At 74.3% G+C, this 22,169-nt stretch carries 21 protein-coding genes and 1 pseudogene; 10 read left to right on the top strand and 12 right to left on the bottom strand.

Going from position 1 to position 22,169, the window contains the following annotated elements:
* Positions 1-32 precede the first annotated feature (32 nt).
* Together ABD946_RS08100 and ABD946_RS08095 are read left to right on the top strand one after the other, a co-directional pair.
* Positions 33-983, top strand: coding sequence for a helix-turn-helix transcriptional regulator (locus ABD946_RS08100; RefSeq protein WP_345281477.1), 951 nt, complete (start codon positions 33-35; stop codon positions 981-983).
* The gene (locus ABD946_RS08095; RefSeq protein ID WP_345281494.1) at positions 970-1,896 is read left to right on the top strand and encodes a hypothetical protein; all 927 of its coding nucleotides are present in this window, start codon (positions 970-972) and stop codon (positions 1,894-1,896) included. The genes ABD946_RS08100 and ABD946_RS08095 overlap by 14 nt, the downstream gene beginning before the upstream one ends.
* Here the strand turns inward: ABD946_RS08095 and ABD946_RS08090 are convergent.
* The 3 genes and pseudogenes from ABD946_RS08090 to ABD946_RS08080 form a co-directional block, all read right to left on the bottom strand.
* Entirely contained in the window at positions 1,879-3,537 is a 1,659-nt protein-coding gene (locus tag ABD946_RS08090; RefSeq protein ID WP_345281474.1) for a translation initiation factor 2, read from the bottom strand. The genes ABD946_RS08095 and ABD946_RS08090 overlap by 18 nt on opposite strands.
* Positions 3,538-3,812: 275 nt before the next feature.
* On the bottom strand, positions 3,813-4,967 hold the full coding sequence (locus ABD946_RS08085) for an alpha/beta hydrolase (protein WP_345281472.1): 1,155 nt from the start codon (positions 4,965-4,967) through the stop codon (positions 3,813-3,815).
* 167 nt (positions 4,968-5,134) lie between these two features.
* Positions 5,135-6,214: pseudogene (locus ABD946_RS08080) on the bottom strand (RNA polymerase sigma factor); the annotation flags it as partial.
* Positions 6,215-6,652: 438 nt separating this feature from the next.
* Here ABD946_RS08080 and ABD946_RS08075 point away from each other — a divergent pair.
* The gene (locus tag ABD946_RS08075) at positions 6,653-7,783 is read left to right on the top strand and encodes a CapA family protein (RefSeq protein WP_345281470.1); all 1,131 of its coding nucleotides are present in this window, start codon (positions 6,653-6,655) and stop codon (positions 7,781-7,783) included.
* A 9-nt stretch (positions 7,784-7,792) separates the two neighbouring features.
* Here ABD946_RS08075 and ABD946_RS08070 read toward each other — a convergent pair whose 3' ends face one another.
* The 3 genes from ABD946_RS08070 to ABD946_RS08060 form a co-directional block, all read right to left on the bottom strand.
* Positions 7,793-8,698 carry an ABC transporter substrate-binding protein gene (locus ABD946_RS08070; RefSeq protein WP_345281468.1) on the bottom strand — a complete coding sequence of 302 codons (906 nt, stop codon included), beginning with the start codon at positions 8,696-8,698 and terminating at the stop codon, positions 7,793-7,795.
* Positions 8,699-8,929: 231 nt separating this feature from the next.
* On the bottom strand, positions 8,930-9,376 hold the full coding sequence (locus tag ABD946_RS08065; RefSeq protein ID WP_345281466.1) for a YchJ family protein: 447 nt from the start codon (positions 9,374-9,376) through the stop codon (positions 8,930-8,932).
* Between the two features lie 55 nt (positions 9,377-9,431).
* A complete protein-coding gene (locus tag ABD946_RS08060; protein WP_345281464.1) occupies positions 9,432-9,806 on the bottom strand; it encodes an RNA-binding S4 domain-containing protein in 375 nt (124 codons plus the stop codon).
* A 114-nt stretch (positions 9,807-9,920) separates the two neighbouring features.
* Between ABD946_RS08060 and ABD946_RS08055 the strand changes: the two genes are divergently transcribed.
* Both ABD946_RS08055 and trxA read left to right on the top strand, forming a co-directional pair.
* Positions 9,921-10,343: a MerR family transcriptional regulator gene (locus ABD946_RS08055; protein ID WP_345281462.1), complete on the top strand. Its 423-nt coding sequence runs from the start codon at positions 9,921-9,923 to the stop codon at positions 10,341-10,343.
* Between the two features lie 34 nt (positions 10,344-10,377).
* Positions 10,378-10,704 carry a thioredoxin gene (gene trxA / locus ABD946_RS08050; protein WP_345281460.1) on the top strand — a complete coding sequence of 109 codons (327 nt, stop codon included), beginning with the start codon at positions 10,378-10,380 and terminating at the stop codon, positions 10,702-10,704.
* A 59-nt stretch (positions 10,705-10,763) separates the two neighbouring features.
* Here the strand turns inward: trxA and ABD946_RS08045 are convergent, their stop codons facing one another.
* From ABD946_RS08045 to ABD946_RS08030, 4 genes are all read right to left on the bottom strand, one after another.
* A complete protein-coding gene (locus ABD946_RS08045; protein WP_345281458.1) occupies positions 10,764-11,678 on the bottom strand; it encodes a DNA/RNA non-specific endonuclease in 915 nt (304 codons plus the stop codon).
* A 165-nt stretch (positions 11,679-11,843) separates the two neighbouring features.
* Positions 11,844-13,352, bottom strand: a complete 1,509-nt coding sequence (locus tag ABD946_RS08040; RefSeq protein ID WP_345281456.1) for a 4Fe-4S binding protein — start codon at positions 13,350-13,352, stop codon at positions 11,844-11,846.
* 68 nt (positions 13,353-13,420) lie between these two features.
* Complete coding sequence (locus ABD946_RS08035; protein ID WP_345281455.1) at positions 13,421-14,356, bottom strand: AurF N-oxygenase family protein; 936 nt, start codon at positions 14,354-14,356, stop codon at positions 13,421-13,423.
* A gap of 183 nt (positions 14,357-14,539) precedes the next feature.
* Positions 14,540-15,043 carry a MarR family winged helix-turn-helix transcriptional regulator gene (locus tag ABD946_RS08030; RefSeq protein WP_345281454.1) on the bottom strand — a complete coding sequence of 168 codons (504 nt, stop codon included), beginning with the start codon at positions 15,041-15,043 and terminating at the stop codon, positions 14,540-14,542.
* Positions 15,044-15,104: 61 nt separating this feature from the next.
* Here ABD946_RS08030 and ABD946_RS08025 point away from each other — a divergent pair, with 61 nt between their 5' ends.
* Genes ABD946_RS08025 through ABD946_RS08015 form a run of 3 tightly spaced genes read left to right on the top strand, consistent with a single transcriptional unit; the run spans position 15,105 to position 17,313 of the window.
* A complete protein-coding gene (locus ABD946_RS08025; RefSeq protein WP_345281453.1) occupies positions 15,105-15,842 on the top strand; it encodes a hypothetical protein in 738 nt (245 codons plus the stop codon).
* A gap of 5 nt (positions 15,843-15,847) precedes the next feature.
* Positions 15,848-16,672: an SGNH/GDSL hydrolase family protein gene (locus tag ABD946_RS08020; RefSeq protein WP_345281452.1), complete on the top strand. Its 825-nt coding sequence runs from the start codon at positions 15,848-15,850 to the stop codon at positions 16,670-16,672.
* Positions 16,669-17,313: an NAD(P)-dependent oxidoreductase gene (locus ABD946_RS08015; RefSeq protein WP_345281451.1), complete on the top strand. Its 645-nt coding sequence runs from the start codon at positions 16,669-16,671 to the stop codon at positions 17,311-17,313. The genes ABD946_RS08020 and ABD946_RS08015 overlap by 4 nt, the downstream gene beginning before the upstream one ends.
* Positions 17,314-17,350: 37 nt before the next feature.
* On the opposite strand, the gene ABD946_RS08010 is transcribed toward ABD946_RS08015, so the two are convergent.
* The gene (locus ABD946_RS08010) at positions 17,351-17,758 is read right to left on the bottom strand and encodes a hypothetical protein (RefSeq protein ID WP_345281449.1); all 408 of its coding nucleotides are present in this window, start codon (positions 17,756-17,758) and stop codon (positions 17,351-17,353) included.
* A 330-nt stretch (positions 17,759-18,088) separates the two neighbouring features.
* Here ABD946_RS08010 and ABD946_RS08005 point away from each other — a divergent pair, with 330 nt between their 5' ends.
* Positions 18,089-18,931 carry a GntR family transcriptional regulator gene (locus ABD946_RS08005; protein ID WP_345281447.1) on the top strand — a complete coding sequence of 281 codons (843 nt, stop codon included), beginning with the start codon at positions 18,089-18,091 and terminating at the stop codon, positions 18,929-18,931.
* 74 nt (positions 18,932-19,005) lie between these two features.
* Here ABD946_RS08005 and ABD946_RS08000 read toward each other — a convergent pair whose 3' ends face one another.
* Entirely contained in the window at positions 19,006-20,049 is a 1,044-nt protein-coding gene (locus ABD946_RS08000; RefSeq protein WP_345281445.1) for a S66 family peptidase, read from the bottom strand.
* A 202-nt stretch (positions 20,050-20,251) separates the two neighbouring features.
* Between ABD946_RS08000 and ABD946_RS07995 the strand changes: the two genes are divergently transcribed.
* Positions 20,252-22,141, top strand: coding sequence for a discoidin domain-containing protein (locus tag ABD946_RS07995; protein WP_345281443.1), 1,890 nt, complete (start codon positions 20,252-20,254; stop codon positions 22,139-22,141).
* The last annotated feature ends 28 nt before the right edge of the window (positions 22,142-22,169 follow it).

Here is a 22,169-nt window from a genome sequence, read left to right as displayed (position 1 = left end):
TGGGGCGCGCGGAGCCAGCAGAATGGCGGTCCATGAGAGCCGATCGACTGGTCGCCACCCTGCTGCTGCTCCAGCGGCGGGGCCGCGTCACCGTGGCCGAGGTGGCCGCCGAGCTGGAGACCTCCGAGCGCACCGCCCGGCGCGACCTGGAGGCGCTGGCCGCCTCCGGCGTGCCGCTGTACTCCCAGCGTGGCCGGGGCGGCGGTTGGACCCTGGTCGGCGGGGCCCGCACCACCCTCAACGGCCTGACCACGGACGAGATCCGCTCGCTCTTCCTCACGGCCGGGCCCGCCGCCTCCTCGCCCGAGGCCCGCACCCTGCTGCGCAAGCTGGTCCAGGCCCTGCCCGCGCCCCAGCGGGCCGGGGCCGAGGCGGCCGCCCGCGGCGGTGTGGCCGACCCGACCGACTGGTCCCGGGCGCCCGTCACCGCCGCCGAACCGCACCTGGAGGTGCTCCAACGGGCCGTGGTGGAGGGCGAACAGGTCCGGCTCGGCTACGCCACCCCAGGGCGGCCCGAGCGGGAGCGCACCGTCCACCCGCTCGGCCTGGCCACCAAGGCGGGCGTCGGCTACCTCGTCGCGGCCACCGAGGCGGGCCTGCGCTCCTACCGCCTCAGCCGCGTCACCGGGGCCACTCCGACCGGCCTGCCCGTCGACCGTCCGGAGGGCTTCGATCTGGCCGCCGTCTGGCGGGAGTTGGCCGCGGGGATGGAGGAGCGCCTGCATGCCGCCACCGTGCTGGTGCGGGTCGAGCCCGGCACCGAGGCCCTGCTGCACCGCCTGAGCTCCGGCCGGGTCCGGCCGCTGCGCGAACTCCCGGACGGGCGGCGGGAGCTGGAGGTCGACGGCCCGGCGCCCGAGGTCATCGCGGCCCGGCTCGCCGGGCTCGGGGCGCGGATCGAGATCCTGGAACCGCCGGAGGCCAGGGCCGAACTGGCCCGGATCGGGGCGGAGCTGACCGCCCGATACGGTGAGGGCGCATGAGGACGAGTGGTGGGGGAGTGCAGTGGTCGAGGTGGACCGGCGCGGGGCGTTCGGCGTGAACTCCGTGGGCCTGGCGGGGGCGGCGTTCCCGCTGGCCTTCAGCGTCCGGGAGGACGAGGGGATCCGGACGGTCTCGGCCGCCGCCGCGCAGGGCAGCGAGCTGCTGGACCTGCTGCTGCGGTCCGCGCGGGAGGAGGTGGTGGTGGCCGGCCTGGCGACCAACAGTTTCCTGGACGAGGACTACCGGTTCTGGAGCCCCGGGGAGATCGCGGCGGACCAGGGCGCAGCCTGCCGGGTCCACCCGATCGGTGACCGGGCCGGTGGGTCGATCGACCTGAGCGAGGAGCTGCTGGTGCTGGAACGGGACGTCATGCCCCGCTTCCTGGACGGCAGTTGGTCACCCTACGAGCTGACCCTGGTGGACGTGGAGCCGGGGCAGACGGCGGAGCAGCTGGACGAGCTCGCGCTGGCGATCGGCACGGCCCGGGCCGGTGAGCCGGTGCTCACGCGCCTACCGGGCTCGCGGTTCTACTTCTCCGGGCACGACGACTGCTATGTGCACCTGGAGACCAGGGACGCGGAGCTCCCGGTCCGGCTGTTCGCCCGGCTGCTGGCGCTGATGGCCGGCTCGGCCCTGCACGGCGTGCGGGGGACGCCGCCCGGCGCCGACGGACAGACCCTGGCGGTTCCGGAGCCCGACGGGGCGCTGGTGGAGCGGCTGATCGCCCGGAGCCCGCACTGGATCGGCGTCGTGGCGGAGGCCTCCGAGGCCGGGGTGGGCATCGCGCTGGGCGTGCTGGAGCGGCCCTGGCGGCTGGGGGAGTGGCCGGAGCGGACCGACCGCACGGCCGTGCTCGACCTGGGCACGGGGACCTGGCGGATGGCCGACGGGGAGTCAGCAGGCCGAGGGTGACGCCGGTTCGACGGTGGCGGTGTGGCGGTGGCCGCCGATCTCGATGCGGACGGCGCCGGGCACGGGCTCGCCCAGGGACAGCAGGTGCTGCAGGGCGGAGGCGGCGAGCAGCGGGTCGGCGTCGGCGGTCAGGGTGGTGGTGAGCAGCTCGCCGGTGCGTAGCCGCAGCAGGCAGCGGTGCCGGTCCAGGACGACGGCCGCGATCCGGCAGGCGGGGTGGCGGGCGAGGGTGCGGTCGAGCCAGTCGGTGCCGAGGGTGGGCTCGTGGGTGGAGAGGACGGCCGCACTCTGGGCCAGACGCCCGGCCTCGGGCGAGAGCTCGGCCAGCCGGTGGCGGTGGGCCGCCTCGTCGTGGGGGTGGAGGTCCGACAGCCGGGAGGGGCGGCGCTCCAACCGGACCAGGGCGGGCTTGCCCTCCGTCGCGGGCTCCACCAGGGCGGTGTGGACGGTGAGTTGGCGGACCGGCGCGGTGTCGAGCCGGGGGAGCGGGACCGGCTCCGCGGTCGGGGCGGTGGCGGGCGGGGTGAGGCCGAGGTGGCGGTGGACCAGCTCGGCGAGCAGTGTGAGCGAGGAGCCCTCGGCGGCGAACGCGCCCGGCGGCAGCAGGGCCGGGGCGAGGTCGCCGGAGAGCTGCGGGAGGAGTGGCGCGGTGAGGTCCAACCGGGGTGCGGTGGCCATGAGTTCGGCCATCGGTGAGTCCGGGTCGAGCTCGTCGTGGCCGGTGCCGTCCGTGCCGTCCGTGCCGCCCGTGCCCTCCGTGCCGTCGGTGGCGAACAGGACCGGCAGCCCGGCTGCCGCCGCGTAGAGCGCCACCGAACCGTGGTCCCCGATCAGCACCCCGGCGGCCGCCAGCGCCGCTCGCCACCCCTCCTGCGGCGGCACGCAGATCAGCCCGGCGGCGCGGGCGCTCGTCTGCCGCAGGCGGAGGGCGAAGGCGCCGTGCTCGGCCCACTCGTTCGGGTGCAGCACCAGGGCGACCCGGTACTCGTCCACCGGCAGCTCGGCCAGCAGGCGGGTGAGCAGCTCGGGGTGACGGTGGCTCAGCGAGGCGCGGCCCCAGGTGGAGGAGACCACGACCAGCTGCTGTCCCGCCCGCAGCCCGAAGGCGCGGCGGTACTCCTCCCGCCACTCCAGACTGGCCCGGAGACGGTCGTGGCAGGGGTCCCCGACCACGGTGGCCCGTTCGGCGGCGGGTGGGCAGGCCCGGGTCAGCCTGGTCAGCTGGGCGGGGTGGGCGAGGCCGATGGCGGCCGGGACCACCTCGCCGTCGTGGAGCAGCTGTTCGGGGGAGAGGCCGGAGGGCGCGGCGGCGTCGGCGCCGCCCAGGCGCTTGTTGAAGCCGGCGCCGTGCGGGACGAGGAGGAGCGGGGAGCGGAGACGGTACAGCTCGCCGTTGGCGCTGGCGCCGATCGCCAGGCCGTAGCGGCGGTCGACGGCGTCCCGCCAGGGGGTGACCCGGATGTGGTGACGCTCCAGCAGCTCGGGGAGGCCGTCGTCGTAGGCGGAGCCGGGTGCGATCGTCCAGTGGAGGCGGACGCGGTGGTCGTCGGCGAAGAGCGGGACGACGTCGAGCAGGCGGTTCAGGGTCGTCGCGGTGCGGATGACCAGGAGCACGCTCGGCCCGTCGGCCGACTCCGCCACCGCATCCCCCGTACCCCGTGCTTCACCCCGTGCCGCGCCCCCGTTCACGCCGCCACCCGCGAGGGCCGTGCGCGGACCGCCGACCGCGAGACGCGACGGCTCCCGGCTCCCGGCTCCCGGCTCCCGGCTCCCGGCTCCCGGCTCCCGGCTCCCGGCTCCCGGCTCCCGGCATGATACCGCTCCGATCGTCAAAACCGCAGGTCAAGGGCGTTGTGGGCGCCGACCGGCCGGCGGGGCCGGTCGGCAGGGCGTGACCCCGAGACGATACCCCGTGGTCAGCTCCCGTTCCGGCTCCACTGGTGGACGACCTCCGGATAGCGCCCCGACGGCGCATCGAGCAGACCGCCGCCCGGCCGCAGGAGCAGGAAGCGCTCGAAGAAGGCCGCGACGTACGCGCGGACCACCTCGGTGCCCCGCCGCGCCGCGACGGTGCCGAGGAAGGCGCCGTGGGTCGCGGGGTCCCAGACCTGGTCCAGCCGCCCCGGCCCGGCCAGGTGCGGGATGTCGGTGGCGGTCAGGTGCCCGGCTCCGGTGATCCGCAGTTGGCGGCCCCAGGCGTGGTGGTGTTCCCGGAAGAGGCGCCAGGTGTCGTGGTCCTCCAGGGAGTTGAGGAGGAGGAAGGGCCGGTCGAGTCCGGTCCGGGGGACGGTCGAGCCGAAGAGTCCGCCGTCCAGGTCGAGTCCGGCCGCGAAGCGGCGGTCCTGCCGCATCGCCTCGGCGGCGGCCGCCCCGCCCAGGGAGTGGCCGAGCACGCCGACCGGCCGCCCGGCCGTCCCGGGCAGCAGCCGGGCCAGCCGCTCCGCGACGAAGCGCAGGTCGGCCGCCCGGGCCGCGACCTCCTTGCGGTCCTGGGCGTCCCAGTCCTCCGGTTCGGCGGGCAGGTTGCCCGCCACCAGCCGGCCGTCCGGGAACTCCACCGCCGCCGCGTCGTAGGTGTGGTCCACGGCGGCCACGACGAAGCCGCGCGAGGCCAGTTCCTCGGCCAGTGCGGTGGCCCCGGCCCGGATGCCGGTCCGCCCGGGGCTGAAGAGCACCAGCGGGCCGCCGCCCGGCACCCCGGCCGGCACCCCGGCCGGCGCTCCGGTGACGGCGTGGCCGCGCAGTCGGCCGACTAGACCGGCGGGCAGTCCGAGCCCGGCCTCGACCGCCGCCGCCACCCGGGGTGAGGTGTACGCGGCCGCCGGGCCGCCGTCCACCGACCGTGCCGGGTACCAGAGTTGGACCATCAGCTCGCGCGGCGCGGGCACCGGCGCGAACGGGTCCTGACGCTGACGGTCGATCAGATGGACCGAGCGGGTGGCGACTTGCCGGTGGCCGGTCGGTGCGGGCAGCCGCACGCTGCTCGGGGCGGCCGCGTGCGCGGTGGGGGCGGCGAGCAGCGCGGCCGCGCCGCCTCCCGCGATGGTCAGGACGGTGCGACGGGCTATCACGACTGCCTCCGTGGGGGTGGGAGTTCAGCGAACGGCACGGCGCGCACGAGGAATTGGTCTGTACCTCTGCGCCGATGCCCGCACTGTAGCGAACCGCCGCCGCACGTGCCGAGGGCCCGGGCGGTGGTGGCACCGCGCCGGGCCCTCCGGAGGCTGGGGCTCTGGGGTCAGTCCAGGTAGTCGCGCAGGACCTGCGAGCGCGACGGGTGGCGCAGCTTGGACATGGTCTTGGACTCGATCTGGCGGATGCGCTCGCGCGTCACGCCGTAGACCTTGCCGATCTCGTCCAGGGTCTTCGGCTGGCCGTCGGTGAGGCCGAAGCGCATCGAGACCACACCCGCCTCGCGCTCCGCCAGGGTGTCGAGCACCGAGTGCAGCTGCTCCTGGAGGAGGGTGAAGGAGACCGCGTCGGCGGGGACGACCGCCTCGGAGTCCTCGATCAGGTCACCGAACTCGCTGTCGCCCTCGTCGCCGAGGGGGGTGTGCAGGGAGATCGGCTCACGGCCGTACTTCTGGACCTCGACCACCTTCTCCGGGGTCATGTCCAGTTCCCGGCCGAGCTCCTCCGGGGTGGGTTCGCGGCCCAGGTCCTGGAGCATCTGGCGCTGGACGCGGGCCAGCTTGTTGATGACCTCGACCATGTGCACCGGGATGCGGATGGTACGGGCCTGGTCGGCCATCGCGCGGGTGATGGCCTGACGGATCCACCAGGTCGCGTAGGTCGAGAACTTGAAGCCCTTGGTGTAGTCGAACTTCTCCACGGCGCGGATCAGACCGACGTTCCCCTCCTGGATCAGGTCCAGGAAGAGCATGCCGCGGCCGGTGTAGCGCTTGGCCAGTGAGACCACCAGGCGGAGGTTGGCCTCCAGCAGGTGGTTCTTGGCCCGGCGGCCGTCCTCCGCCAGCAGCTCCATCTCGCGGCGCAGCTGCGGGCTCATCGAGTCGTCGGTGTCGACCCGCTCCTCGGCGAACAGGCCGGCCTCGATGCGCTTGGCGAGCTCGACCTCCTGCTCGGCGTTGAGCAGCGGGACCTTGCCGATCTGCTTCAGGTAGTCCTTCACCGGGTCGGCCGTGGCGCCGGCCGTGGCGACCTGCTGGGCAGGGGCGTCGTCCTCGTCCCCGTCGGAGAGCACGAAGACCTCGGCCTCCCGGTCCTCCTCGGGTTCGGCCGCCTGGGCCCCGTTCTCCTCCCACTCGCCGTCGTCGGACGACGGTGCGGCCACCGGCACCTTGGCGGTGGCCCGCTTGACGGGACGCTTCTTCTCGGCGACGGAAACCCTGCTGGGCGAGCTGAGCGACACGAGGAGCCTCTCACAAGGGGAGTGGGACAGCGCGGGTACGGACTCGTCCCGCGCGACAACACCTCCCCTTTCATCGCGGCAGGAGTCGATCCGTTACGGATCTAATTACGTGACGTGGACCACGGTATTGCGCCCAATGGCCGAAAGCCGCTACGCCCGACCGGGGGGATATGGGGTGGTTCGTCCAGGATCGTGGCGGACGGTCGGCCGTCCGTGTCGGTGGAGGGGGGGCACCCGGCCGTCCTGGTCGGTGAACTCTCCGGGCAGTGTCGCACCCCCCTTTCGGAACGTGATCGTCCGGATTCGTGGGGGAAGTGTGTTGCCGCGGTGGGGGCATGTCGTAATCTCAGGTGCTCGCGTATCGATCTCGGGGGGATTCTCGTCATGCGTCGTGCCGTGTCCGCAGCCGCGTTGGTGGCCGCGCTGGCCTTGGTCGCCGGTTGTGGGGAGGAGCCGCACCCGGCCGGTGGCGACCACGTGGAGCCCGGCTCCGGGAAGTCGTCCGCCGCCGCCCAGGCCTCCGGCGGTGCGGCCTCGCCGACGGGCACCGGGGCGGGGGCCGCCGCGCCGGGGACGACGTTCACGGTGGCGTTCGCGGGGGACGTGCACTTCGAGGGGCGGACCGAGGCGCGGCTGAACCTGAAGGCGCCGGAGCAGGCGCTCGGGCCGATATCCAAGAAGCTGGCCGACGCCGACCTCTCGGTGCTGAACCTGGAGACCGCGATCACCGAACGCGGTGCTCCCGAAGTGAAGACCTACACCTTCCGCACCCCGGCCCGCTCGCTCAAGGTGCTCCAGGACTCGGGCGTGGACGTGGTCTCGCTCGCCAACAACCACGCCGTGGACTTCGGCCAGCCGGGGCTGACCGACACGCTGGCGGCCAAGGCCTCCTCGCCGATCCCGGTGGTCGGCATCGGCAAGGACGCCGCCGAGGCGTTCACCCCGTACGTGGCGGACGTCAAGGGCGTGAAGGTCGCCGTGGTGGCGGCCAGCCAGGTCGACGAGGAGACCAACCGGAAGTGGCGGGCCGGGGCCGGCAAGGCCGGCATCGCCTCCGCGCTGGACGAGGCCGCGTTGCTGAAGGCGGTGACGCAGGCCAAGGCGCAGGCCCCGGTGGTGCTGGTGTACCTGCACTGGGGCGAGGAGGGGAAGGCCTGCCCGACGGCCGGGCAGACCTCCATCGCGAAGAAGCTGTCCGCCGCCGGTGCCACCGCCGTGGTCGGCACGCACGCCCACACCATGCTGGGCGCGGGCATGCTCGGCTCCACCTACGTGGCCTACGGCTTCGGCAACTTCCTCTGGTACGGCACCTCCAGCTACGCCAACTCCAACGAGACCGGCGTGACCACCCTGACCCTCACGGCCGAGGGGAAGGTCACCGGCGAGGAGTTCACCCCGGCCCAGATCAGCGGGCAGGGGGTGCCCGTCCCGGAGACCGGGGCGCAGGCGGCCGCGTCGCTCAAGCGCCGCGACGGGCTGCGCGGCTGCACGGGCCTGGCCCCGGTCCCCAAGTAGGGTGCGGCGTCAGCGGCCGCCGTTGACCACGGCGCTGGAGACGCCGCCCGCCGGGACGTTCCAGCGGGTGAGGATCTTGTCGTACTCGCCGTCGCGGATCAGCTGGTCGAGCACCTTGGCCAGGACGTCGCGCAGCGCGGTGGAGTCCTTGGCCACGGTGATCCCGTACGGGCTGGTCAGGAACTGACCGCCGGTCACCTGGAAGCGGCCCTTGCCCTGGCCGTCCCGGGTGTTGTACTCGGCCACGGGGTAGTCGTTGAGGTCGGCGACCGCCCGGCCGGCGGCCACCTCCGCCAGGGCCTGCTGGTCGTTGTCCATCCGTCGGATGGTCAGCGGCTTGCCGGTCTTGGCGCAGGCGGCGGTCTGCCGCTGGGCGATCTCGTCCTGCACGGTGCCGCGCTGGAGGGCGACGGTCTGGCCGCACAGGTCGTCCAGCGAGCCGATCCGGGCCGGATTGCCCTGCCGGACCAGGATCGAGGTGCCGGTGACGAAGTAGTCGACGAAGTCGACGCCCGAGTCGACGGTGCGGCCCTGGTCGTCCAGTCCGAGCTGGCGCTGACGGGTGTCCAGCACCGCCGACATGGCCAGGTCCACCCGGCGCTCGCGGACGGCCGGCAGCACCTGCTCGAACGGCAGGTCGGTGAACTCCGCCCGCAGCCCGAGCCGGGAGGCGAGGGCCCGGGCCAGGTCCACGTCCAGGCCGGCCGGGGAGCCGTCCTGCTCCTTGAAGTCGACGGGCGGGTAGTTGAGGTCGGAGGCGATCCGCAGGACACCCGCATCCCTTATGGCGCGCGGGAGTTGGGCGCGGAGCTTGGTGGTGGACCCCGGTTCGTCGGTGGTGGCGCTGGCGCACGCGGCCAGCGTCAGGCAGCCCAGGACCGCGAGGGCGCGGCCGGGCACGGTGGAGACGTGCATGGCGAGGGTGCTTCCTGAGGGAGGGAAGTGTGAGGGGAGCCGCCGCCGTCGGGCTGCCGGGGTTGTGCAGCCTGCCAGGGCGCGGGCCTCGCCGTGCCCCTGATACCGCCGCTGTGTGAGCGGCCGGCCGGTCGGCGCAAGGGCCCGCCGTACGGGGCGGGACCGCCATCCTCGCACCCCGGGCCGTGCGGAGTGCCACCACCCCCTCGGTCCGCCGTCCGCCCGGCGGGCCTACCGGGCGTCGAGGTAGACCCAGGCGCCTTCTTCGCGGACGAAGCGGCTGTGCTCGCGCATCGAGCCCTCCTCGCCGCCGTCGCGGTAGTGCGCGCGGAAGGTGACGGTGCCCTCGGTGTGGAAGGCCCCGCCCTCGGTGGTGGCCAGCACCTCCAGGCGCTCCCAGACCAGGCCCGGGTCGAAGTCCAGCGAGCCCGGGCGGGTGGCGGCGGCCCAGCTGCGCAGCAGGTAGGGCTCGTCGTGCACGGCGAAGGCGCTGTAGCGCGAACGCATCAGCTGCTCGGCGGTGGCGGCGGCCTTCTCGCCACGGTGCAGCGGCCCGCAGCAGGCGCCGTACGCGGCCTCCCGCCCGCACGGGCAGGGGGCGGTGTCGGGCAGCGCGGTGGAGGTCAGCGCGGTGGCGGCGGGGCGTGGTGCGGGTGCGGGCTTGCGGCGTCGGGACATCGCACCATTGTCGCCCACGCCGCAGCGGCGCCAGGCGGGGCGGCGGCCACGCGGGTCAGAGACCGCGCAGGCGCTCCAGGTCTCGGCGGTCGCGCTTGGTCGGGCGGCCGGTGCCGCGGTCGCGGATGCCGAGCGCGGCGGCCTCCTCGCGGGGCGGGGGCGGCGGGCTGTCGTCCCGGTAGCAGCCGACGGCGATCTCGGCGCCGACCCGCTTGCGGATCAGCTTGCGGACCGTCACCACCCGCTCCCGGCCGTCGTGGAAGAGCCGGACGACGTCGCCCTCGCGGACCACCTGGGCGGGCTTGGCGCGCTCGTCGTTGACCTTGACGTGCCCGGCTCGGCAGGCCGCACCGGCCATGGAGCGGGTCTTGGTCAGCCGCACCGACCAGATCCAGCTGTCGACCCGTACGCTCTGCTCTTCCTCCGCCATGGCACCGACCCTACCCCCGGCGGGGTGGGGTCGAGCCGGATTTTCCGGGCGGTGCGCGCGGGCCCGGGGGAGAGTGCTGGCGTTGACGTCGGGGGCAAGGTCTACGGTCGGGGCATGCGGATCGGAGAACTCGCGGCACGGGCCCACACCACCACGCGCACCCTGCGGTACTACGAGTCGCGCGGTCTGCTGCCCGCGCGGCGCAGCGTCAACGGCTACCGCACGTACGACGAGGAGGACCTGCGGCTGCTGCGGCAGATCCGGATGCTCCAGGACTTCGGCTTCGAGCTGGAGGACACCCGCCCGTTCGTGGAGTGCCTGCGGGCCGGGCATCCGGCCGGGGACTCCTGCCCGGCCTCCCTCCAGGTCTACCGGGCCAAGCTGGCCGAGCTGGACGAGTGCATCGACCGGCTGCGCCAGGTCCGCGACCAGGTGGGAGCCCAACTCCTGCGCGCGGAGGAGGACATGGCGCGGCTTGCCGGGGAGGCGGCCGACGCCGAGCCCTCCTGCGAGCTCCTTCCGCACGGTCATTCCTGACAGAACACCGACCCGCCCGAGGAGGGCCTTTCCGATGAGTGCTCAGCTGACCTCCGTCACCGACGAGACCTTCGCCGCCGAGGTGCTCGCGGCCGACCTGCCGGTCCTGGTCAAGTTCACCGCCGACTGGTGCCCGCCCTGCCGGATGGTCGCCCCGGTGCTGGCGGAGATCGCCGCCGAACGGGCCGGCACCCTGCGGGTGGTCCAGCTCGACGTGGACAGCAACCCCGAGACCCAGGCCGCCTACAGCGTGCTCTCGATGCCCACCATGATGGTCTTCCGCAACGGCGAGCCGGTGAAGTCGGTGGTCGGGGCCCGGGCCAAGGCGCGGCTGCTGCGCGAGCTGGACGACGTGCTCTGAGACCCGGCCCGGGCTGACCCGGGCTGGCCCGGACTGGCCCGGCCCGGGCCGACCACTCGTCAGAACACGATCTGGTCCAGCTCGGAGAGCTCCGTCCAGCGGTGCTGCGGCGGGGCGCCCTCGGGCACCGGGCCCGGGCGGAGCCGGTCGGCCGCGGGCAGGGGTCCGAGGTCCAGGCCGGTGAGGGCGGCGATGTCCGAGACCGGGGTCTGGAAGGTCCGGAAGGCGCCCAGCGGCGGAACCGCTCCCGCCGCCTCGGCGGCGGCCAACGCCGGACCGGCCGTGGCGAGGTCCGGGCTCTGGTCCAACAGGTAGGCGGTGGAGGCCAGTTCGCCGTCCTCGGTGAGGAAGGCGGTGACCTTCCAGAAGCTCAGCGGGATGCGCACGCCCCGGTAGGGCGGATCGCCCGCCCGCAGCACCGGGCCGCTCAGCACCACCAGCTTGCGCTCGGAGTCGGCGGCGTGGTCCAGCAGGTAGCTCTCCAGGCCGAGCCAGAGCAGCTTGCCCCGGTTGAACTCCTCCGACTGCGGCGCGGCGTTGGTCAGGTAGAAGGTGTCGTCGTTGGCCTGGAGGGCCTCGGCCTCCCCGCCCCAGACCGGATCCAGCCGACGGACCAGGTGGCCCCGGTCGAGCGTGTTGTGCTCGTACACCGGGGCACCGGTCTGCTGGTCGGAGGGGATCCGGGGGTCGAAGCGCCAGCGGTCGTCCTCCCGCGTCAGGTCGCGCAGCCGGTGGCCGTCGATCGCCACGGCGGTCGCGGCCGCCAGCCGCCGGTCCGGGCGGAAGACCACCGAGAAGTGGGTGTAGCGCAGCACCACGGTGCCGATGCCGGGGTCGACCGGCAGCGGCAGCGGCACCTCGGGGCCCAGGAAGCGCGGGCGGTAGCCCCGGCGGCCCGCCAGCTCGCCCGGGGTGGGGGCGGGGGCCGGCTCGGGGTTCCGGTGGCGGAGCGGGTCGGGGGAGCTGGAGGTCATGGCGGCCCCCTACCGCCGCCCGGGCCCGGTCACACCTGCTGCCACCCGTTCGGCGGAGGGGTCGTCCCGCGTTCGCCCGTCCGATGAGCGGGCGTCAGTTCCCGTTGCCCGTGCGCTGGTTGCGGGTACGTCCGTCGCCGGTCCGAAGGTCGGAGGGCGCGGCCGTCACCGGTCCGCCCGTCGGCGGAGGAGGCGGCCGAAGTCCGTGCCGGTGCCCGAGGGCGAGGGGAGGGCGCGGGCGGCGGCGTCGTCCAGCAGGGCGGCGACGGTCTCCTGGGCGCAGCCGCGGTTGCTGCCGATGCCGCCGACGGGGCCGCGCTTGGCCCAGCCGACCACGTAGGTGCCCGGGAGGGCCCGGCCGGTGGCCGGGTCGGTGACGCGGCCCAGCCGGTTGGGGAGGGTGCCGGTGCTGTCCTCGTGCGGCAGGCCCGGGACAGGGGTGCCGCGGTGGCCGATGGAGCGGATCACCAGGCCGGCGGGGACGGTCGCGCCCGGCCCGTCGGTGCCGGTGGTCCGGACCTCGATCCCCTCCACCCGCTGCCCGCCGGTGACCGCGGTCGGGGTGGTGTGGAAGCGCAGGGTGATCCGGCGGGCGCCGGCGGGTGGCGCGGGGGCGTCGGCCGGGACGGTCGGCAGACCGGCGAGCAGGGCGCCCTTCTCCCCGGGCAGGGCGGCGGCGATCGCGGCCAGGGTGTCCGGGTCCTCGGCCACCACCACTTCCACGCCCGGGAGTTGGCGCAGCGCCAGGAACTCGGGAGCGGTCCAGGCGGCGTCCTGCGGGCCGCGGCGGGCCAGCAGGACCACCTCGCGCAGCCGGCTGCCGCGCAGGGCGGTCAGCGCGTGGGCGGCGATCTCGGTGCCGGCCAGCCCGTCCGGGTCCTGGAGCAGGACGCGGGTGATGTCGAGGGCGACGTTGCCGTTGCCGACGACGACGGCGCGCTCCGCGGTGAGCGGGACGGCCTCGGCCGGCACGTCCGGGTCGCCGTTGTACCAGCCGACCACGGTGGTGGCCGGCAGGCTGCCGGGCAGGTCCTCGCCCGGCAGGCCGAGGCGGCGGTCGCCGTCGGCGCCGGTCGCGTACACCACCGCGTGGTGGTGGGCGGCGAGTTCGGCGTGCGAGAGGTGCCGGCCGATCTCGGTGGAGAGGTGCAGGCGCAGCCGGGGGTGGCGGTAGACCTGGGCGAAGTGGCCCGCGATCCGGCGGGTGGTGGTGTGGTCGGGCGCCACGCCGAGCCGGAGCAGGCCGCCGCTGACGCTGCGTCGGTCCAGCACGGTGAGCTGGGCGTCGGTGGAGCGCAGCAGCTCCTGGGCGGTGTACGAGGCGGCCGGGCCGGTGCCGACGATGGCGATCCGCAGCGGCTCGGCCCGGGCCGGCAGGCTGCGCGGGAAGGAGGGGGCGCCCCAGGCGTGGTCGGTGGGGTTCTCCTCGTAGTAACGGCGGTTCAGTTCGACGAACACCGTACCGGGGCCGGTGAGTTCGTCGGTCGGCTTGATGGCCTCGACCGGGCAGGCGTCGGCGCAGGCGCCGCAGTCGATGCAGGCCTTGGGGTCGATGTAGAGCAGGTCGGTGCGCCCGAAGTCGGGCTCGTCGGGGGTGGGGTGGATGCAGTTGACGGGGCAGACCGAGACGCAGGTGGCGTCGTTGCAGCAGGAGCGGGTGATCGCGTAGGCCATGGCCGGGTGGGGTCCTCGGTGCTGGGAGCGGTGGGGGCTGCGGCTGGGTGGCGGGCGGACGCCGGTGCTCAGAGCATGTCGACGCGGCGGTAGAGGGCGACGGCCCGGTCGGTGAGCAGGCCGTTGTCGGCGAGGAAGGCCATCAGGTGGGCGGAGCTGGTGCGCATCATGGCCTTGCGGTGCTGGTTCCCGCGCGCCTCCGCGACGGCGCGGACCGGGTCCAGCCCGGCGGCGGCGTAGACGCCCTTGTTGACCATGCTGGAGACGATCACGAAGGCGGCGGTGGCGATCCCGCCCGCTGCCAGCCGGCGGCGCAACGGGCCTGCGCCGTACAGCCGTTCGCGGATCTCCTGGCGGGCGAACTTCATGTGGCGGGACTCCTCCACCACGTGGATCCGGGAGGTGCCGCGGACGATGTCGAGGACGTTCTCGCCGCGCATCCAGTCGCGCTGCATCACGTCCAGCACCTCCTCGGCGACCAGGATGCCGCCGTAGGCCATCTCGCCCCGGGCGGTGGCCTTGAACAGGCGCCCGGCTTCGGCCAGCACGCGCTTGGGCTTGTACTGGGGGGCGCCCATCTTCTCGCAGGCGCGGGCGAACATGATGGAGTGCCGGCACTCGTCGGCGATCTCGGTGAGGGCGAAGCGGAACTCGGCGTTGCCCGGGTTCTTGAGGTACTGGTCGCGCAGCACCATCTGCTGGAGGATCATCTCGAACCAGATGCCGGTGCTCATGATCGAGCAGACCTCGTGCCGGGTGAGGGCGACCCGCTGACGCTCGGTCATCTCGTCCCAGAGCCGGGTGCCGTAGAGGGTGCTCCACTCCGGGTTCAGCCCGTAGTGCTCCTCCGGCAAGGGCGCGTCCCAGTCGATCTCGACGGACGGGTCGTAGGACAGCCGGGCCGAGGAGTCCAGCAGTCGCCGGTACACCTCCTCGCCGTCGGCGGGCTCCGGGTGGATCCGCTCCGCCTGCTCCGTCGTCCCTGCCGCACCGGTCCGGGCCATGGCTGCCTCCGTCGTACGCCTCGCGGGCCCCGAGCCCGCTATTAGACGGAGAGTACAATAAGCGGGTCGCGACGAGAACCCCTCCGGCAGTGCGAAGCCGTGGCGAAGTCGGGGCGAAGCCCGAGTGGAGCCAACTCGGCTTTCCCAGAGGGTGGTTGGACGTGCGTTCGACGCGGTGCCGGATCAGGCCTGCGGGCCGGCGGGGGGCTTGGGCGGGGTGCGGTAGCCCGGGTGGACGCCGGGGGTGAGGCCCTGCTGGTCGGCGACCAGGGTGAGCAGGTCGGAGAGCAGGGCCCGCTGGTCGGGCGTCAGGGCGGCGAGCAGGTCGGCCTCGTGGACGGTGGCCACCTCGCGCACGGCGTGCAGCGACTGCAGCCCCACCGGCGACAGGTGCAGCTCGTGGTGGCGGCGGTCCTCGGTGCTGCGCCGGCGCTCGACCAGACCCTTCTTCTCGAGACCGTCGATCAGTGCGACCACCCGGCTGGGGACGACGCCCAGTTGCTCGGCGAGGGCTCGCTGGCTGAGGCCCGGGCGGGTCGCGATCATCCGCAGCAGGCCCACGTCGGGCGGGTTGAGGCCCAGCTCGGCCGTCCGTTCGGCGAAGCGGGTGGCGGCGTGGCCGCCGACCTGGGCGAGCAGGAAGGCGGGATTGGTCGGGGCCGGGGGCGGTTGCCGGTGGGTGCTCACGGGGTTATCGTACTGCCAGGAAAACGATTCTCTGCTGTGAACGATTCACCTGGGGGAACTGATGTCCGTTCAGTCCGAGACCCGCCCCGGCCCCGAGCCGGTCGACGGGTCGGCCGGGAGGGCCCGGGAGGCGCAGGGCGGCCCGCCGCCCGGGATCCTGGCTGTGGTCGTCACCGCGCTCTTCGTCGCCGGGCTGGTGCTCGGCACCCTGCTGGCGGGCGGTGAAACCTTCCCCTCCCCGTTCGGGGACGCGGAGGGGACGGTGGCCTACTTCCGGGAGCACGGCCGGGCGGTCCAGGTGATGGGCGCCCTCCAGGTCGCCGCCGCCGTTCCGCTGGCCGTCTACGCCGCCACCGTCTCCGCCCGCCTCCACCGCCTCGGCGTCCGCGCTCCCGGTGCGACCATCGCCCTGGCCGGCGGCGTCCTCGCCTCGGCCTTCCTCACCCTCTCCGGCCTGATGCTCTGGGTGCTCGCCCGCCCCGAACTCGGCGAGGCGCCCGCCCTGATCAGGGCGCTGCACCAGACGGCCTTCGCTGCCGGCGGCCCGGCCCACGTGGCGCCGCTCGGCCTGCTGGTGGCCGGGTTGGCCGTTCCCGGCCTGCTGGCGGGGCTGCTGCCCCGATGGCTCGCGGTGGCCGGGCTGGCGGTCGCGGGCCTGGCCGAGATCTCGGTGCTGGTGCTGCTCGCCGACGGCCTGGCCCCGGTGCTGCCGCTGGCCCGCTTCACGGCGCTGGCCTGGCTGGTGGCGGTGGGCTTCCTACTGCCCGTGCGGCGGGGCCGGTCGGGAGGGGTTCGGTGACGCCCATGAGCGCCAAGGGAGTTGACGTCACGGTGTCGGCCGAGCGGCTGGTGCGGTACCAGCAGCCCGAGCGGGCGCTGCCGTACCTCGGCCGTCCCGGCGCCTCCGTGTTGGCGGCGCTGTTCGGTCTGGAGCTCGCGGACTACGAGGCTCTGCTGGCCCGGTTCGAGCGGCAGGCCAGGGACACCGCAGAGGAGTTGGCGTCCGACCCGGCCTTCGCGGCAAGGGTTGCGGCGCTGCCGTTCCGGCCCGGGCAGCGGGTGCTGGTGCTCGGCGAGAGCACCACCGCCGACCGGCTGTCCTGGTGCGAGATCCTCCGTCATCTCCTGGCCGGGGGCGTGGAGTTGACCAATATCGCGGTCTCCGGCTGCACCAGCACGGAGGCGCTCGGCCGGGCGCCGTGGCTGGCGGCCCGCGCACCGGACGCGGTGCTCTGCATGCTGGGCGCCAACGACCTGCGGCGCGGCGGGCCCGACGGGGTCCGGCTGGTGAGCGAGGAGGAGACCGGGCGCAACCTGCGCGAACTGCGCAACTCCCTTCCGCGGGTGCCCTGGTGGTGGATCACCCCGAGCGCGGTGGACGAGGAGCGGATCGCCGCCCACCCTGCGTTCCGCGCGGCCGGGATCGCGTGGCGGAGCGAGGACGTGGCTGCCCTGGCCGCGCAGCTGGCCGGGTGCCCCGAGCCGGTGATCGACGTCCGGTCCGTGACCGAGGGCCGGCAGGCGGAGGACGGCCTCCACCTCACCCCGGACGGACAGCGGGCGGTCGCGGTCGCCGTGGTCGAGGCCCTGGCCGGTGCGGGGGCCGTCGGTGCGGAGGCGGAGCGGTGAGGCTGCTGATCGTCGGTGCCACCGGCGGGACGGGTGCCCGGGTGCTGGACCAGGCCCTGACGGCCGGTCACCAGGTCACGGTGCTGGCCCGCGACCCCTCCCGGCTGGCCCCCGACGTCACCGGGGCGGCCCGGGTGGTGGCGGGTGACGTGCTGGCCCCGGCGGGCTGGCGCGGGGCGGCGGCCGGGCAGGACGCGGTGGTCTCCTGTCTGGGCGCCACCGACGGCCGGGGCCCGACCCGGGTGTACTCGCGGGGCACCGCCCACCTGGTCGCGGCCGCGCGGGAGCACGGCGTGGGCCGTCTGCTCTGCCTCTCCTCGGCGGGGCTCGACCCGGAGCCGGACGTCCCGTGGTTCCAACGGCTCGTCATCCGGGCCGTGGTGCGGCCGCGTTACCGCAACGCCTACGCCGACATGGCCGCGATGGAGAGCGCGCTGGCGGCCGACGGCGCCGCGCCGGACTGGACCGTCGTCCGCGCCCCGATGCTCACCGACGGCCCGCTGACCGGCCGCTACCGGACGGCCGTCGGCACCCGCCTGGCCCGCCCGGGCCGGATCTCCCGGGCCGACCTCGCCCACTACCTGCTGGCGTCCCTGACGGACCGGGCGGCCCACCGGGCGGTGGTCGAGATCGGCTACTGACGCTCCGGCAGGTCCGGGGCGGGGAGTCCGGGGAGGTTCAGGAGTGGCCGGTGAGGGTGACGATCGGGGAGTCCCAGTCCGGCCCGTGGTCGACGACGGCGGAGAGCACCACGTCGGTGTGCCTGGTCCAGGAGTCCACCCGCTCCTGGACCTCCTGCTTGCAGGCCTTCTTCACGGTGTCGCCGCCGAGGTAGGTGCCGAGGTGCATGTTGACCACCTTCAGCTCCACGCACCCCTTGGTGGCCTCGACATAGCCGCGCAGCCGGAATCCGCCGCTCTCCTTGGTCACGGTGAGCCGGGCGATCCCGCCGACCGAGCCGTCCCCGGCGTGGGCGTCCAGCGCGACGCTCTGCTGCGGCAGCAGGCCCCGGGGACCGGCCGCCGAGGCGGCGGCGGGCAGCGCGGCGACGAGCACCGCGGTGACGAGAAGGACGGTCCTGCGCACGGGGTTCTCCCTGGCCGATCGGACGACGACGGTCCGTGCCCAACGCCGCCCGCCCCCACCGGTCACGGCAGTTGGGCCACCCGGGGGACGCCCCGGCAGCGCCGAGCGGTCCATGCCGGGGGTGTCCCGGGAGGTTGCCGAGGCGACCCATGATCTTACCAGTTGGAGAAGTGGTCAACAGGAAGTGGCGTAGACCACTGAGGCTCTCAGTGCCCTTGCGGCGCACGGCGCAGGGATGCGGACGGCGGGATTTCGTTCTCGAACGTCTGTGCCCGGACGGGCCGAACTGGTAAGTTCCGTGCAGGTCGGCGGCACGAGAGGAGGGGCGCGATGGCGGAGGCGGTGGGTTCGGCGTACAAGCGCACCCGGGTCCGGGATTACCTGCGGGATCTGGTGGAGGCCGGTGCGCCGGGCGATCCGATCCCGTCCGAACGCGTGCTCTGCGAGCGGCTCGGAGTCTCCCGGCCGACCCTGCGGGCGGCGGTGGACGGGTTGGTGAGCACCGGGCTGATCGTCCGCGAGCACGGCCGGGGCATGTTCGTGGCCCGTGCGAAGATCACCCAGGAGCTGGCCGCCCCGGCCGAGCAGGGGTTCACCCTGCCCCGGGCGTCGGGCAGTTGGGCCGGCCGGGTGCTGGAGTTCTCCGAGGTCCAGGCAGGTGCCCGGGTCGGCCGCAAGCTCCAGCTGCCGCCGATGGCCGGGATCGTCTACATCGCCCGGCTCCGGCTGGTGGACGGCGAGCCGATGGCCATCGAGCACCTGCACGTCCCGGCCGCGCTGGTCCCCGGGCTGGCCCCGGCGGACATGGAGAGCGGCGACTTCTACGAACTGCTGCGCGGGCGCCACGGGGTGAGGGTGCACCACGCGGTGCAGTCGATCGAGCCGACCGTGGTGAACGAGAAGGAGGCGGGCCTGCTCGGCGTGCCGGTCTTCTCCCCGGCCCTGCAGTTCGAGCGCCTCACCACCGACCGCGAGGGCCGCCCGGTCGAGTACGTCCACTCCGTCTACCGGGGTGACCGCTACCGGATCCTCTCCCACATCGCCCTGGCCGAGGAGGACGCCGCCGCGGCCACCGCCGGCGCCGGGCACCACCCCGGCATCCCGCCGGGTGACCTGGCCACCGCCCCCGTGGGCCAGACGCTCACCACGGGGGACGTGCAGCCGCTGATGTGAGGCGCCGTCACGGAGCCCTCCCGGTACGGCCGGCCGGGAAGGCTTTGCGGCCGGGCCGTGCCGGGCCGGGGCGCTCAGTAGGTGACGGTGATCCGGCGGGCCGGGCCGTCCACCCGGACGGCGCCGCCGACCGGGATGACCAGTTGCGGGTCGGTGTGTCCGAGGTCGACGTCGAACACCACCATGGTGTCGGGCGCGTACTCGGCCATCGCGCGCAGCACGGCCTCGCGCTGCTCCCGCCGGTAGACGGCCTTGGCGGCGGCGTCCAGCGGCTGTTCGAAGGACCAGGCGCGGGCCCGGCCCCAGAGCAGGGCGGGGAAGCGGTGCAGCAGCCCGCGCTCGCCCATGCTCCGCAGGATGTAGTAGATCTCCTGCGCGCGCGGCATGTCCTCGGAGGTCTCCAGGAAGAGCACCTCGCCCTCGTGCTCCTCCAGGGTCCCGATCTCCTTGTCGGCCATCATCAGCCAGGAGAGGATCTCGACGTTGCCGCCCCAGGCGCGGCCCTCGACCACCCGGTCGGCGTTGTGCCAGGACCAGCCGTCGGCGGGCTCCATCAGCGGCTCGCCGTCGAAGGTGGCCGGGTCGTCCCAGCGGCCCACCACGTCGCCGTACTCCGCGGCGGCGGTGAGCTCGTACGGGCCGGAGCCGAGCAGCGCGGCGCGCAGCGAGGCGGCTGTGAGCGGGTGCAGGGCGCCGGGGCGGCCGAGCTCGACCATCACGCAGGCGCCGTGGTAGGCCACCATGCCCGCGTTGCGCAGGAAGAGCAGCAGGTTGGTGTTGTCGCTGTAGCCGAAGAAGGGCTTGGGGTTGGCGCGCAGCAGGTCGCGGTCGAGGTGGCGCAGCACGGTCAGCTGGTCGTCGCCGCCGATGCTGGCGATCACGGCCTTGATCGAGGGGTCGGCGAAGGCGGCGTGGAGGTCGGCGGCGCGCTCCTCGGCGGTGGCGTCGGTCGCGCGGGTGGTCGGGTACTCGACCGGCTCCAGGCCGAACTCCTCGCGCAGACGGCGCAGTCCGAGCTCGTACGGGAGCGGGAGCAGCCCGGGCAGGCCGGCGGCGGGGGAGAGGATGGCGACCCGGTCTCCGGGGAGCGGCTTGGCGGGGTGGCTGATGTCCGTCATCCGATGATCCTAGGAAATCGGGTACCGGGGGAGGCAAGCGCATTTCGGATGACCGCGAACGAGCCCGAGCAGAAGGCCAGTTGACGGCCCGTCGAACCGGCCGAGCTGACGCGGACTCTTGACGGCCACTTTTCTCAAGCGTTAAATCTCGTCGCGAAGTAAGTGGCCGCACCTCCCACCCCCCACCCTTGGGAGCTCCCCCATGTCCGAGCCGCTCACCCGGCGCTCCGTGCTGCTCGCCGCCACCACCGGAGCCGCCGCCCTGGCCCTGCCCGCCCTCACGCCCGTCCCCGCCGGCGCCGCCGAGCCCGGCGCCGAACCCGGTTGGGACGCCGACCGGGCGGCCGCCGCCTACGCGGCCCGACCCGCCGCCGCGACCAGCTCCGGCAGCGAGGCCCCGCACCTGGCCGCCGGTCAGGCCTTCGACGCCAACCCGACGTCCCGCTTCTCGAGCGAGTTCGCCGACGGCGCCTGGCTGGCCGTCGACCTCGGCGGCATCATCCGGATCACCCGGGTGGTGCTGGTCTGGGAGGCCGCCTTCGGCCTGGAGTACGCCGTCGAGGTCTCCCAGGACGGCACGGTCTGGCAGTCGGTCTACACCGAGAACGCCGGCACCGGCGGCACCGTCACCCTCCACACCCACCCGCAGCCCGCGCTCGGCCGGTACGTCCGGATGCGCGGCATCCGGCGGGCCACCCCGTACGGCTACTCGCTGTTCTCCTTCCAGGTCTTCGGCGGCCCGCCCGCCCCGGCCTCCGCCACCACCGCCAACCTGGCGCTGCGTCACCCCGCCTACGGCGACCGGTACCAGGACGCGGGGCACAGCCCGCTGCACGCCTTCGACGGTGGGGTGCCGGACGGCCTGACCGGCGACACCACCCGCTGGTCCAGCGACTGGAGCGACAGCCGCTGGGTCGGCGTCGACCTCGGCGCCACCGCCCGGCTGACCGGCTTCGACCTGTACTGGGAGGCCGCCTACGCGGTGGACTACCGGATCCAGGTCTCCGACGACAACCGCACCTGGCGCACCGTGCACCAGCCCACGGCGGCCGAAGTCGCCGCCCGGGACGCCGACATCGGAACGCCCGGCAGCTCGGCCGGGATCCACGACCGGATCACCCTGCCCGCTGCCGTCACCGGCCGGTACGTGCGGATGCTCGGCGTGAAGCGCCGCCGGTTCTACAGCCCGGCCCCGTACACGGCCCAGTTCGGCTACTCGCTCTACGAGTTCCAGGTCTGGGGCACCGGTGGCTCGGCCGCGGCCGAGTCTCCGGTCCAGCCCGGTGAGCGGACCGGCACCTACCGCACCGTGCTGTTCGACGACTTCGAGGGCACCGCGCTGGACCGCGGCCGCTGGCGGGTGGTGGTGACCGGCTCGACCATGGGTTCGGTCAACGGCGAGTCGCAGGCCTACGTGGACGATCCGGGCGTCCTGCGGGTGAGCGGCAGTCAACTCCTCATCACCCCGCGGTACGTGCCGAACGGCCACACCGCCCCCGGTGGCGGCAGCTACCGCTTCACCTCGGGCCGGATCGACACCAGCAGCTCGTTCACGTTCACCTACGGCCGGGTCAGCGCCCGGATGAAGCTCCCGGCCGGGGACGGACTCTGGCCCGCCTTCTGGCTGCTGGGTGCCGATGTGGACGACCCGGCGGTCTCCTGGCCCGGCTGCGGGGAGACCGACATCATGGAGAACATCGGCTACCCGTCCTGGATCAGCGGCGCCCTGCACGGCCCCGGCTACTCGGCGGACGGCAACATCGGTGCGCTGTACCGCTTCCCGGCCGGGCAGGACGTCACCGGCTGGCACGTCTACGCGGTCGAGTGGACCCCGACGGCGATGCGCTTCTCGGTGGACGGCGTTCGCTACCTGGAGGTCACCCGGCAGAAGACCCAGGCCACCCGGGGCGCCTGGGTCTTCGACCACCCCCAGTACGTGATCCTCAACTTCGCGCTCGGCGGCGCCTATCCGGCGGGCTGGAACAAGGTGACCACCCCGTTCTGGGGCCTGCCGCAGTCCAGTGTGGACCAGGTGGCGGCGGGCGGTGCGGTGCTCGCGGTGGACTGGGTGCGGGTGGAGCAGCTGGTCTGAACCGACGGTGGTGCCCGGCCCCTGCGGC

The sequence above is a fragment of the Kitasatospora albolonga genome (genome assembly GCF_039535905.1).
In the GTDB taxonomy this organism is placed as follows: domain Bacteria; phylum Actinomycetota; class Actinomycetes; order Streptomycetales; family Streptomycetaceae; genus Kitasatospora; species Kitasatospora albolonga.
Note: the sequence above shows the minus strand (reverse complement) of the source record. Positions and strands in the feature narration are given on the sequence as shown.